We start from the raw sequence: 13,077 nt of genomic DNA, 5'->3' as shown, positions 1-13,077 counted from the left end.
CAGCGGAACCTCGATGGCGGCTCCCCATGTGGCAGGAGTAGTGGCTTTAATGCTCGGGGCTAATCCCAACTTAACCCATGCTCAAGTCCGCAGTATTCTCACTAGCAGTGCTGTCCGTCTTACTTAAAACGCTATTAATGCTCACAACCCAGAGCATTCCTAGTTAACCAATGCTGAAGAAAGTCTCTGTTGGATTCTGCACGAGGCTTTTCTTCAGCCAAAATAACAGCCAAATCGCCAAAACTATGATTTATCCTAACTTTCGCTGGTTCCTAAGTTTGACCATTATTCTAGTTACAATGATGAGCTTTACTGACCCGAATTTCTCTCAATCAAAACAGGGTATTTCTGGCACTATTCTTCGTCTTAGTGGCGACCAAATGCCCACTATAGACACAACATCCTTGAGAACAAAACCTGAACCTATTAAAACAACTATTTGGATTTTTTCAGGTAGAATTCCCGCTCAAGGAACCAACTGGCCAGTAGCCCAAGCCCAAAAACATCCTCACCTAATCAAGCAAATAAGTAGTGATTCTCAAGGTAATTTTTTGGTGGAATTGCCCTCAGGGGAATATACTCTCCTCGCTCAATATGATGACAATTTGTACCTCAATAATTTTTTAGGGGACGGCAGCTATGGAACCGTACAAGTGACTAACGGTCAAATTGTCAATATTCAGTTAATTAACACGGAAAAAGCTTATTTTTAGCAATTATCGTCCCAACCCGCTCAAGAAATAACATTTCTTGAGAGTGAGATAGAAGAAAATAATTTACTATCTTGCTTGATTACGTCTGCATTTCGCCAGTATTTGAACTGGCGAATTCCTAGTTTTTTTAATTACGATAGGTCTGGCTCTGTAATTTCTTCGACGATGTTCTCTAGCATTCTTGGAATCTCTTCTTCCGTTACGTCATTTCTTCGGCTAACATTTAAAATATCACCTTCTTTTAATTGTTCGAGTATATTCTCGGCTAGTCTTTTCGTATAAGTTCGTTTACTGGGGACAAAATCTAACTCTTCGCTCAAGGGTTTCCGACAATTATCGCACTTAAATTGACGACGATTAACTTGTGGGTACACTGGTTGTCCTGAGAGCGGCGAATCTTTGACTAAATGGGGTTTGCTGAATAAATCTAAAAACCTTGTTTGATAAGACTTTTAGACTTTTTTGAAATCCAAAAGTGGTGGACATGGGAGTGATCAGGGGGAAAATTCCAGGACTTTTTCCCTGAAAATTAGGTAATTGACCCCGGCTCGACTGAGCTCGCCGAACGTCCTCAAAATGGGTAAAACCCCACACCCTACCCCCACGAAAAACTTTTTGCCGCAAACCCTATCTAGTGGGTGGGGATTGATGATTGCTCTTGCCGATCGAGTAATCGATCGAGGATGATAGAAAATAGACAAAATAGATAGGCAGTAAGGGGAAGCAGTGGAAAAGGGAACGCTGGTAGAATTTCGAGTCCAAGGAGAAAGGCGCTTAGGGGTGATCGATCGCCCAGAAGGGAAAAAAGATTGGATCGTCATCGATCAAGGGGGAACCCCGCATAAACTGCGTCCCCAGCGCTTCGATTACATTATCAAAGCAGGTCCGTCCAACTATAAGGAGATTGGCAATTTTCTGCGGGAAGTCCAACCCTATCTAGATCCCAGTGGTTTAGAAGTGGCCTGGGAATTATTAGCCGGGGAAAATCAGTTAGTCACTCCCGAAACCATGGCCGAGATTCTCTTTTCCGATCGCAGTCCCCAGTTTTGCTATGCGGCCCATTGTCTCTTGAGTGATGATAAAGTTTATTTTAAAAATAAAGGGGATGGTTACGAGGCCCGCTCGGAAAATCAGGTAGAGGAAATCAAACACCAGCTAGAGGTAGAACAACAGCGTCAACGGGAAAAAGGCCAATTTCTCCAACGTCTCCAACAGGCCCTGGCCGGTGAAACGGTAGAATGGTCAGAAAGCGATCGAATTCGTCTGGAATCTCTAGAAAAATTTATCCTCCAACCCGAACAAAAATATCCAGCAGTCATGGACATACTCTCGCTGCTGGGCCGTTCCCAAACCCCCGAGGCCGCTTTTGAATTGTTAGTCGATTTGAAATGGTGGAGTAGTCACGAAAACCTTTTCCTGCGACGCAGTTCCTACCCCGTTCAATTCTCGAAAAAGGTACTTGATGTGGCGCGTCTTAATTTACTCAATCCCCCTGCGGATGCGGATGTCAACAATCGTCTCGATTTAACCCACCAAAAAATTTATACCATCGACGATGAAAGTACCGAGGAAATCGATGACGGATTATCGGTGGAAATGCTCGCGGATGGTGGTCATCGTCTCTGGATTCATATTGCCGATCCTAGCCGTTTAGTGCTTCCCGATGATGAATTAGACCTAGAAGCGCGTCGTCGCAGTACCAGTCTCTATCTTCCCACGGGAATGGTTCCCATGTTTCCCCTAGAGTTGGCCGCCGGTCCAATGAGTTTGGTACAGGGTAAACTTTGTCCCGCATTGAGTTTTGGGGTAATCCTCGATGAAACGGGGGCGATCGCCGATTATCGTATCCATCCCAGTACAATTAAACCCACCTATCGCCTCACCTACGAAGATGTGGACGAAATGTTACATCTGGATCTGCAGCATGAACCGGAAGTGAAGATTCTCAACCGTTGGGCAAAACAACGCCACGCCTGGCGCAAATCTCAGGGATCGATTAACATCCAAATGCCAGAATCATCCATTAAGGTGAAGGCTAACGACGAAATTATCGTAGAATTGCAGGAAGTTTCCCCATCTCGGCAATTAGTGGCGGAAATGATGATTTTAGCTGGAGAAATCGCCGGTCGCTACTGTCAGGAACACGAGATACCCGTACCTTTCCGGGGACAACCACAACCGGAATTACCCCCCGATGAGGAGTTAATTTTACTACCTGCGGGCCCAGTGCGTTCCTGTGCCTTGCGTCGCTGTATGCCGCGCAGTGAGATGACGACGATTCCTAACCGTCATGCTAGTCTCGGATTGAATACCTATTCCCAAGTAACTTCGCCAATTCGCCGTTATACTGACCTTTTGACCCATTTTCAACTAAAAGCCCATCTCCGGGGCGATCAACTGCCTTTTACCCGGGATAGAATGCAGGAAATTCTCTATAGTGTCGCTAGTTCGGCCCAAGAAGCCACCTCGGTGGAACGACAAACTAATCGTTATTGGAGTTTGGAATTTTTGCGACGACAGGGAGATCAAGTCTGGCAAGCTTTGGTATTGCGCTGGCTGCGGGAAGAGGAAAATTTAGGCTTGATTTTATTGGAGGAATTGGGGTTAGAATTACCCCATCGTTTTGAGCGTTCGGTATCTTTAGGCGATCGCTTTCAAGTGCAAGTTAGTCGCTCTGATCCCCACCGCGATGAGATCCGCTTCCGCGAGTTATCGGGTTTTGTCTCTTCCCAAGCAAGTTAATCTCTCGCAGACGCAGAATTCAGGCTTCGGCCGTGAGCTCGGTCGAACGCTGAGCTCACGGCCGAAGCCTGCCACCACCGAAAAGCTTTTTGCCGCAAACCCTAAATAAGGTTCTTCGGTTTGTGTTATGCAATGGAAAGGATGACAAAAGATGAAACCCTTATAGAGAAAGGCATTTAGCGATTTTTGTTAATTGTTTTCGATCTAGAGGGAACTAATCAATTAAATCTCTTGCCAGATAAGAATTTAGTCGATTTATGCCACCCTATCGAACTATACTAAGTAACGAAGAACCATACTTGTCAATGTAAAGTTTTATTACAGGATTCAACGTTTCTGACCCTGATGTTCTCTATTCTCTGGTTACTCATCAACCCATTCAACTCTTACAAAAACACCAGAATCAAGATTCTCTAAGTCAGGCAATTGTTTAGATTAACTTTATTGCCTAGGAATTCAGATTGGGATGACTAATTAACGTAAGTTCGAGATAAGCTGAAACCCTTATTCTGCCGTTGGCTGGAACCCTGATTCCCGCGTTGAGGAAGTCTCAAAATAGCCTTAACCCGAACTCAGGTTAATTTAACTATGAGTTATGATCGCAAAAAAAGTGATTTTTTGATTATCGATACTTATCAAGGGATTCCAATTATCAATTCAGCCGAGTTTCTCACCCTTTTCTAAGATCACTGGAAATTTTTTAAGGTTAAAAAAGATGGTAAAAATAAACCACTTCAAGTAACTAAATGAAGGGGCGATTGTGAGTTTTTAATTGATGGTTTTTAGGAGATTTTGGTAGTTTCCTTTTCTGAGGATTTGGATGGTTTTAGTTTGCGTTTGAGGGTTGATGCTGCGCCGAGAGTGCCAAGGGCTAGAAGACTGAGAGTTGAGGCGAGTTCGGGAATAGGAGTACATTGAACAAGGATATATCCTTGTTCAATAACTATTGGTGTGCTGGCGAATAATAGATTGTTTGGGGGCAGTTTGTCTGTAAAGCTAACTTTTACTGTGACGGTGTTTGGTTGTGGTTTAATTGTAGCATTAATAACCAATCTGTTTTGCGGTTCAAGAAAAACAAAAGTAGGGAATTCTATTACATCTTTAGGATCATCAGTTGTTACAGTAATACCTAGTATTTTAACGCCTCCAATAAAATCAATAGCCTGCTTGAAATTCTTTTGATTGGTTGGTACTCCTACATTTTTCCAAGTATAAGTTGCGGTCGCTACGCTTCCTACTTCATTACTGACATAACCTTGTCCGGCTATCCACGTCAAACCTGAAACACTTTCAATTCCGCTTTGTGTTTCATCAAACAGTGATTGACTACCCGCCTCAAAAGTTGTGTATTGCCCTATAAGACCTGGTGTTAATCTGTAGTCATAGTAAGCAAGTGCGTAACGATCTAAATCTAGCCAAGAAGGTATTTCTTCATTCGGAATATCCCCTATTGACAAAGCTCTAGCAGGAGCATCTTTATCAAAGGCAAAAGTTGCCACTACAGCAGTTCCAAGAGCTAAAGATAAAGTCAAACTTTTCATAAATATTGCCTCTGAAAAATATTTTCTACGCATTAGGTAAAACAACAGCCCAACTCAACAACAAAGATGGACAACAAAACAATACACGCTCCCCCCCGACAAAGTATCAAAAGCTACAATTTTAATAAGTCTTTATATTTCTCTCCCTAGCAACGACTCCCAAAGGAAGGAATCTCAATTAGTTTCCCCTGTTTTACTCCTTCTCAGGCGAACTATTGTCTTCCGTGAGGGATTGTGGCGCAGTATGTTGGATTCGCCTTTGCGTTCTCCCTTGACCACCTCTCAACTCGATCGCTAACCCAAATTAAGCACGATTATATTGCCATAAAGCCTTATAGGCTTGGTCTCCAACCCCTTGAGGACAAGATAGACTGCACCCGCTCATTCTGTCGGCTGGAGAGGGGAAACCCGTTACTGATTCTGCTCACAGAGAAGGACTAATTTTATTGGTGTAGAATAGAGACAATTATTGAGAGAGAAAGAAAATGAGCACTATTTCCCTTGAAATTCCTGAAGAAATCTTAATTAGTCTCAAAGAAACTCCTGAAAATCTATCAAGAGAATTAAAAATATTGGCAGCCGTTAAACTTTTTGAACTTGACAAACTATCTTCAGCACGTGCAGCCCAATTAGCCGGAATGTCACGAGTAGAATTTTTAACTATTTTGGGGCGTTATCAAGTCTCCCCTTTTTCTTTAACGACTGAACAATTGGAACAAGATATTGTCAATGCCTAATCCTCAAGTCATTGTCAACACCTCTCCTCTACTGTACTTACATCAAGTGGGCTATTTGGAATTGCTCCAACGCTTGTATTCTCAAATCCTGACTCCTCCAGCAGTGGTCGAAGAATTAGCAATCGGTAAAAATAAAGGAATTGATGTTCCCAATATTCAGGCAATTGAATGGATTTTAATTACTCTGGTTAAATCAGTCAGTCTAATTCCAGCTATTATTGATTTAGGGCAAGGAGAAGCAGATGTATTAGCTTTGGGATTAGAAAATCCAGATAGTTTACTGATTTTTGATGATCAGTTAGCCCGACGTATTGCCAATTTATATCGCTTGAAATATTCAGGAACGCTTGGTGTTTTAGTTAAAGCGAAGCAGCAGGGCTATCTATCTTCTGTTGCTCCCGTTATTGCTAAGTTACGCCATCAAGGAATGTGGCTAACTGATAAAGTTGTCAATGATGTTCTTCGATTAGCTGGAGAGTAAGTATGCTTAAAAAAAAGGCTCTTCGTTACTTGGTATGGTTCGATAGGGGAGCATAAATCGACTAAATCCTTATCTGGCAAGAGACTTAATTGATTAGTTCGCTCTAGATCAAAAACAATTGACAAAAATCGCCAAATGTCTTTCTCTATAAGAGTTTCATTCCTTATAATCCTGTACGTTGCATAAGACAAACCGAAGAACCATCTGGGTTGTAATAAACCTACACCTGTCAGCATCCCACACCCCATCACCCCACTCCCCCGGTTGAGTTAGCGGGTTCGGCTTCGATCTGTCAGAATACAAGTATTGAAACAAACCCTTTAAGAGGCTTCATGGTGGAAGTTAAAGTCGTTCCCCCGAAACGCAATTGGGTTCAGACGTGGTGGCAATCCCTGAATTCCCTATCTCGCTTACTGGTGATTGCTCTAGCTGCACCACTTATAGTTCTGAATGCCTGGGCATTATCGGCAATTTTTGGCTATTTTGAATCTTTATTTGTTATTTTACTGATAGCGGCCGTTCTATCTTTTCTCTTGGGTTATCCAGTGACTTGGTTGGAACGTCAGGGATTAAAACGGGGTTTAGCTGCGATCGTGGTTTCCCTGATCACGATTTTAATTTTTGTGGCCGTGGGAATCACCCTAGTTCCCCTAGTCTTCACCCAAGCACAGCAATTTGTCAACAGATTGCCGGAATGGTTAGACTCGGGACAGCGCCAACTGATGCAACTAGATACCAAAATCGACACGATGAATCTACCGATTCCGATCAGTTTCGATGGTCTGATCGCTCAGTTTAACAGTCGTTTAGGGGCAGAATTGCAAATTTTAGCGGGAAGAAGCGTTAATTTAGCCCTTAATCTCACCGTTTTTACCGTGGTGCGGGTGCTTGATGTGCTGCTAACCATTATCCTCACCTTTTATCTACTTCTCCACAGTCCCGATATCTGGAGGAGTATTATCCAATGGTTGCCCAAACCCGTCCAACAACCCTTTTCTCTAACCCTACGCTTAAGTTTTCAGAATTACTTTGTCGGACAGGTGATTTGTGCCACCTGCATGGCCCTGGGATTAGTCACGGCCTTTTTATCGATTAAAGTCCCTTTTGGTCTCCTATTCGGCCTCTTGATTGGCACCATGGCCTTAATCCCTTTTGGGGGAACTGTCGGCATTGTCACAGTGACAGCTTTACTAGCTTTGCGCGATATTGGTTTAGCTCTGCAAGTTTTAGCCGTAGCTGTAGTGGTGCAGCAAATTGTCGAAAACGGCATTGCTCCCCGGATTTTGGGCAGTGTCACGGGGTTAAATCCCTTTTGGGTGTTGGTTTCGGTCTTGACGGGGGCGCGAGTGGGCGGTTTACTGGGGGTGATTGTCGCGGTTCCCATGGCAGTAATGATCAAGGAAGCTTTGGAGGTGATCCGTCAAGTGACACCGGAGGAGACAAAATACGGGATAATTAAACCCTCTCTCCCCCTGGAATCGGAATCCTCTAGCGAGGTGGTTTCTCGCTGAAGAATGACTGACGGCATGATCTAGGGCGATGTGAGCAGTAATATTGGACGGGAGAAATCGGCAATTTTCTCGTAGGTTCTTGGCTTTTCTCCCTCGATCGAGTTATGATATCCATATTGGTAGATTAACTCCACTTGCCCTGATCGCCGTCCCTGGCGGATGCCTTGCTGGTCTCTGGGGCCTGGCTTATTGGGAGATTAGCTAACCAATTATCTCTAAACTCGGATAATTTCTAAGAAAAGGTGATTGTCTATCCCGATAAATCAGCAAAAAATCGATATTTTGGTTAAATAGGCTACATTAACAGCTAGGTTTCTATCGTAAGCTCGAAGTTAAGACATAAAGTCAATATCACCCTCCGATTGCAATGAGAAAATGTTTGAATCGCTTAATATTTGGGCTTTTCAGACATTTTTTTTGTGGATTGAGTAGGAAACAACTTGATTTCGGGATCAGACAAGGAAGCTGTGCTTGCACCCACAATGTAACAGGGACGAACACCAACAGACCATGATCTGGAGAGATCGTCAAGAAAAGTATCAGAGTGAACTCTTGGAAAAGAATTGGTAAAATATAATTAGTAGGGAGAGTATTGCTGTTAATGTTTCGCTTTTTAACGAGACGTTAACCAAGCTCAAAGGCAAAAAATAGCAGTAATTTGCTAAAAGCTAAAAGCCGATAGCTGACTGCTCTATATATCTCTCGTATTCTTTACTTGTCGAGTTCAACACGACCCCTTTATGGAATCAAGCAACCCGTCAGGGAAGACTTCCGAACCTCCTAGTCATAGGTGGGCTAATTTACTCGGAACCATGATCGCAATTCTGACCCTAACGTTACCCTTGTTAGCGATTGGATATAACTCCACGCCTAACTATACCGAAGAACCCCTTACCGGTAACACATCCTACTCCCTAACGAGGCAAATGAGGTGACAGAATTGAGATAGACGATTGCCAAGATAAAATTTTTTTTCTTCGTCCCGATCCCCCTTATGGGTAAAATTTGGATCGGAGTCAATCAAAGTGTCTTTTAATTTGCTTGCGCTTTTAGGTGACTCTAAAGGCGCTATTGTCTTGTATTTGGAGAAAGCTTGTGGATTTATCGCGCATTCCTGCCCAACCGAAACCCGGTTTAATTAACGTTTTAGTGGAAATCACCGCCGGCAGTAAGAATAAATACGAGTTTGATAAGGATTTAAACGCCTTTGCTCTCGATCGCGTTCTCTATTCTTCGGTACAATATCCCTGTGATTATGGTTTTGTTCCCAATACCCTCGCCGATGATGGCGATCCTTTAGATGGTATGGTGATCATGGATCAGCCTACTTTCCCCGGCTGTGTGATTACAGCGCGTCCCATTGGTATGTTAGAAATGATCGATGGTGGTGATCGCGATGAAAAAATTCTCTGTGTTCCCGCTAAAGATCCCCGTTATGCAGAGGTAAAATCTCTCAAAGATGTCTCTCCCCATCGCTTGGAGGAAATCGCCGAGTTTTTCAAAACCTATAAGAATCTAGAGAAAAAAGTCACAGAAATTCTCGGTTGGAAAGATGTGGACGCAGTAACCGCTTTAGTTGAACAGTGTATTGCTGCTTATAAGTAAGGTTTGCTGAACAAATTTATTGGTGGGGTTAGGAGGCAGGAGTCAGGGGTCAGAATTCAGGAGTCAGAATTCAGGAGATTATTTTTATATATTCTTCCTTCTCCCTTCTCCCTTCTCCCCACTTCCTAATTCATAATTGATAATTCATAATTTATAATTCCCATTCCCTACTTCCTAATTCATAATTGATAATTCATAATTCATAATTTATGAGAATAGAAACCTTAAAATCGGGTTTAATCGTCTCCTGTCAAGCGCCGGTGGAGTCATCTCTGCACGATCCTGTAATTATTGCTGCCATGGCTCATGCTTGCGTGGATAGGGGTGCTTGTGGGGTAAGAATTGATAGTCCCGCTCATCTGAAAGCCACCCGTCAACAATTGCCGGATATACCGATAATTGGGCTCTGGAAACGCAATTATCCCGATTGTTCGGTATATATTACTCCCAAATATCAAGATGCTCTCGCTATTGCCGATGCGGGTGCCGATATAATTGCCTTAGATGCTACCCCAAGAAAGCGCCCCGATGATGAAAATTTAGCCACAATTATCGATCGTATTCATCAGGAAACTGGTAAATTAGTCATGGCAGATATAGACTCGATCGAAAGTGCTATTTATGCCGTGGCAGCCGGTGCTGATGTTGTCGGTACAACTCTTTACGGTTACACAGAAGCCACTAAACATCTGCATCCGCCGAGTTTTTCTTTCCTAGAAGAATTAGTTAATAAGTTATCAGTTCCTGTTATCTGTGAAGGAGGAATATCGACTCCAACAGAAGCCAAAAAAGCCCTAGAAGTTGGTGCCTATTCGGTAGTTGTCGGCACGGCAATTACAGGGATTGATTTAAAAACTACCGCTTTTTTACAAGGAATTTTATCAAAATATTCATGACATTGATCTTGCTCCTAGCCGTGCCTAGTAGCCACTTCTAGGGATTAGGAAAAAACCCAAAAAGTTTAGCCGCACCACCCAAAATGGCGACGACTAAAGCGATTAAAATCCCCCGGTTAGTAAATTCCTGATAGGCAATCCGTGCCGTTAATCCCTTGATTTCCGTGGTCAATCGCTCATCTAAAGCTTTAATATCTCCTTTTAACTCTCCCTTGAGTTCGGCTTGTCCGATTTCTAATTTTGTGAGACGTTCATCGATTTTGTCGAATTTTTGAGTAACATCTCTTTGTAGGTTATCGATTTTTCCCTCAATCCTTGTCAGAACGGCTTCTAGGGAATAAGTTACAGTTTCGTTAGACATTTGCTAAACCCCTATTCAGTTTTCAGTTATCAGATTTGAATTTTAAGTGAGCGGTATTAAATGGCAGTTTTCTACTGTCTTTGCACCGATTACTGCTTACTGATTATGGCAGTTTTCTGCTGTCTTTGCACCGATTACTGTTTACTGATTACTTTTAACTGGCTGTTAACTTAGTCATAACTTGGATAATATATAATACCTATGTCAAGTTTATGTAATAAAATTTAACCTAATCAAGGTCTGAACACCAGTTTTGACTTTATTTCTGAAAATATGAGTATTTCTCGCCGTAATTTCCTCACCTTTTTAACTGCCACTGCCGGTGTCTCTTTTTTCAGTCTGCAAGAGAAAAAATATTCCTCTCTGATTAGCAGTCCTGCGATCGCTGCCAATAGTTTTGGCTTAAACTTTTCTCCAGTCAAACTGCCGATTCCCTTAAAAATTGACGGTATGAGCGATGAAAGCCAAAAAAGTGCCTATCAAACCTATAAAGTCCTGGATGATCTCGTTCTTCCGCAAGGATTCACCTACGATGTGCTGGCACAGTGGGGGGATAAAGTGGGTGATTCCCGTTTCGGTTATAACAATGATTATCTATCTTTTATCGAAACCAGTCCGGGTCAAGGTTATCTAACCGTTAATTTTGAATATATCAGTGGTCGTACTTGGCTACAAACCTTTGAACAAGTGATTGGTAAAACCCTACCCGTCCAGGAAGTACGGGAAAAAACGAACGAAAAGGGCGAAATTGCCGCCTATCGCCTGCAAGATGCCAGCTTAAGGGCAAAAATCGAGGAAATCTCCCTAGAAGGCTTAATTGATCAGGGAATTGGCGTAATTTCCCTCGCTAAAGATCAAACGGGAAAATGGCAACGTACCTATAGTAAAGCCGATCGCCGCATTACCGGTATTTCTGGACTAAAGGACGATCACTACCTGAAAGCGACTGGTCCTGCTGTAGCAATTTTTACCAAAACCGATAAACTTGGCTACGATGACGGATTAGGGGCAAAAATTATCGGAACGTTTCAAAATTGCGCTGGGGGAACAACGCCTTGGGGGACCGTATTTAGTGCCGAGGAGAACTTTCAAGACCAAGTGACGGAGGTAGTGTTAAAAGATGGTTCCCCCTTGCATCCCGATACTACCCCCTTTATTCTCAATAGTGGGGAAGTGGATGGCCGGGGTAACGTCTTTGGGTTAGCGGGAAATAAATACGGTTGGATGGTAGAGGTGGATCCAGCCAATCCCGACGATTACGGCACAAAACACACTTGGTTAGGGCGTTTTCGCCATGAAGCGGTCGCTTTTCTCGCTCGGACGGGGCAACCCTTGGCGGTTTATTCAGGATGCGATCGCAGAGGCGGTCATGTCTATAAATTCGTTTCCGAGGGCAAAATTAGCGATATTAAGCAGAAAAATAACTCAAAACTCCTAGAAAAAGGAATGCTCTACGGGGCCAAATTCAACCCCGATAAAACCGGTTATTGGATACCCTTAAATCCCGACACGGAGATAAATCCCGTCCTACCGAGTCAAATTGCCGCTAGTCGCGGGGATGGGGTGGTAGCCTTGCCGAATCCCGAAAGAACGGTCAATGATACTAAATTACTGCTATTTAAGGACGATGAGGAGATTCTGGCCTACAAAGCTAAATATAAGACCCTCGCAGACCTGTATGAAGGTAATAGGACGGAAAAACAGGGGGCAATTCTCATCGATGCTCATTTTGCAGCTAACGCCGTTGGGGTCACTTGTACTGGTCGCCCGGAAGATACGGAAGTGGACGAGAATGGCACTTTATATATGACCTTTACCTCTGGTAGTCCCAGTGAAGCGGAGGGAGGAGCCGATAAGGAAATATTTAAGGGGCAAAATGGCGAAATACCCTACGAATTTGGTTGGATTATCAGCTTAAGGGAAGATAATAACGATGCTGCTTCCTTAAGTTTTCGTTGGGATGTGGTCGCTTATGGAGGGGAACCGACAGAGAAAGGTGAGGGTTTTTCTAATCCCGATAACCTCGCTTTCGATAAACAGGGAAATCTCTGGATGGTTAGCGATATTTCCACGGGTGGGTTAAATCGAGAGATGAAAACTCGTTATCCCCAAGGGGTCCCGGTTAGTCAACGGGATTTATTGGGTATTTTTGGCAATAATAGCGCTTGGGTGTTTGCCAAGGGTCAAGAGCATCCCTATCCTTTTGCTATCGCTCCCATGGATGCGGAATTAACGGGATTGTACTTTACTCCCGACCAAGAGACGTTATTTTTGGCAGTACAACATCCGGGGGAAGCGGGGGGAATTCGTCGGGATTTGGCCTTTGAAAACCGCAAATTTGCCCTGAAAACCACTAATGGGCAGGAATTTGAACAAATACGACAAGTACCCCTAGGGTCGAATTGGCCCAGTGGTCAAGTTAATCAACCTCCCCGGCCGGCAGTGGTGGCGATTCGCCGAATTGAGTCAAAATAGACTTTAAACGAAAGT

At 43.4% G+C, this 13,077-nt stretch carries 11 protein-coding genes and 1 pseudogene; 9 read left to right on the top strand and 3 right to left on the bottom strand.

Annotated elements, in window-relative coordinates:
- Both ACOCD9_RS16450 and ACOCD9_RS16445 read left to right on the top strand, forming a co-directional pair.
- On the top strand, positions 1-127 hold a 127-nt coding region (locus tag ACOCD9_RS16450; protein ID WP_353847949.1), incomplete at its 5' end, for a S8 family serine peptidase.
- A gap of 172 nt (positions 128-299) precedes the next feature.
- Complete coding sequence (locus ACOCD9_RS16445; RefSeq protein ID WP_287715570.1) at positions 300-713, top strand: hypothetical protein; 414 nt, start codon at positions 300-302, stop codon at positions 711-713.
- A gap of 134 nt (positions 714-847) precedes the next feature.
- Here ACOCD9_RS16445 and ACOCD9_RS16440 read toward each other — a convergent pair.
- Positions 848-1,123, bottom strand: a pseudogene (locus ACOCD9_RS16440) (helix-turn-helix domain-containing protein); the annotation flags it as partial.
- Between the two features lie 316 nt (positions 1,124-1,439).
- Between ACOCD9_RS16440 and ACOCD9_RS16435 the strand changes: the two are divergent.
- On the top strand, positions 1,440-3,455 hold the full coding sequence (locus ACOCD9_RS16435) for a ribonuclease catalytic domain-containing protein (RefSeq protein ID WP_419547975.1): 2,016 nt from the start codon (positions 1,440-1,442) through the stop codon (positions 3,453-3,455).
- Positions 3,456-4,237: 782 nt separating this feature from the next.
- Here the strand turns inward: ACOCD9_RS16435 and ACOCD9_RS16430 are convergent.
- Positions 4,238-4,996 carry a hypothetical protein gene (locus tag ACOCD9_RS16430; protein ID WP_419547974.1) on the bottom strand — a complete coding sequence of 253 codons (759 nt, stop codon included), beginning with the start codon at positions 4,994-4,996 and terminating at the stop codon, positions 4,238-4,240.
- 485 nt (positions 4,997-5,481) lie between these two features.
- Here ACOCD9_RS16430 and ACOCD9_RS16425 point away from each other — a divergent pair, with 485 nt between their 5' ends.
- The 5 genes from ACOCD9_RS16425 (at position 5,482) to ACOCD9_RS16405 (ending at position 10,226) form a co-directional block, all read left to right on the top strand.
- Positions 5,482-5,733 (top strand): UPF0175 family protein, encoded by a 252-nt coding sequence (locus tag ACOCD9_RS16425; RefSeq protein ID WP_419547973.1) that lies wholly within the window; start codon positions 5,482-5,484, stop codon positions 5,731-5,733.
- Positions 5,726-6,214 (top strand): DUF3368 domain-containing protein, encoded by a 489-nt coding sequence (locus ACOCD9_RS16420; RefSeq protein ID WP_419547972.1) that lies wholly within the window; start codon positions 5,726-5,728, stop codon positions 6,212-6,214. Before ACOCD9_RS16425 ends, ACOCD9_RS16420 begins: the two co-directional genes overlap by 8 nt.
- A gap of 332 nt (positions 6,215-6,546) precedes the next feature.
- The gene (locus ACOCD9_RS16415; protein ID WP_287669646.1) at positions 6,547-7,725 is read left to right on the top strand and encodes an AI-2E family transporter; all 1,179 of its coding nucleotides are present in this window, start codon (positions 6,547-6,549) and stop codon (positions 7,723-7,725) included.
- Between the two features lie 1,095 nt (positions 7,726-8,820).
- Positions 8,821-9,330 (top strand): inorganic diphosphatase, encoded by a 510-nt coding sequence (locus ACOCD9_RS16410; RefSeq protein ID WP_002760578.1) that lies wholly within the window; start codon positions 8,821-8,823, stop codon positions 9,328-9,330.
- A gap of 209 nt (positions 9,331-9,539) precedes the next feature.
- Positions 9,540-10,226 (top strand): N-acetylmannosamine-6-phosphate 2-epimerase, encoded by a 687-nt coding sequence (locus ACOCD9_RS16405; protein WP_419547971.1) that lies wholly within the window; start codon positions 9,540-9,542, stop codon positions 10,224-10,226.
- Between the two features lie 37 nt (positions 10,227-10,263).
- On the opposite strand, the gene ACOCD9_RS16400 is transcribed toward ACOCD9_RS16405, so the two are convergent.
- Complete coding sequence (locus tag ACOCD9_RS16400; RefSeq protein ID WP_002752658.1) at positions 10,264-10,587, bottom strand: DUF4164 family protein; 324 nt, start codon at positions 10,585-10,587, stop codon at positions 10,264-10,266.
- Between the two features lie 273 nt (positions 10,588-10,860).
- Between ACOCD9_RS16400 and ACOCD9_RS16395 the strand changes: the two genes are divergently transcribed.
- Complete coding sequence (locus ACOCD9_RS16395; RefSeq protein ID WP_419547970.1) at positions 10,861-13,062, top strand: PhoX family protein; 2,202 nt, start codon at positions 10,861-10,863, stop codon at positions 13,060-13,062.
- Positions 13,063-13,077 lie beyond the last annotated feature (15 nt).

The sequence above is a fragment of the Microcystis sp. genome (genome assembly GCF_048564745.1).
Classification (GTDB): domain Bacteria; phylum Cyanobacteriota; class Cyanobacteriia; order Cyanobacteriales; family Microcystaceae; genus Microcystis; species Microcystis ichthyoblabe_A.
Note: the sequence above shows the minus strand (reverse complement) of the source record. Positions and strands in the feature narration are given on the sequence as shown.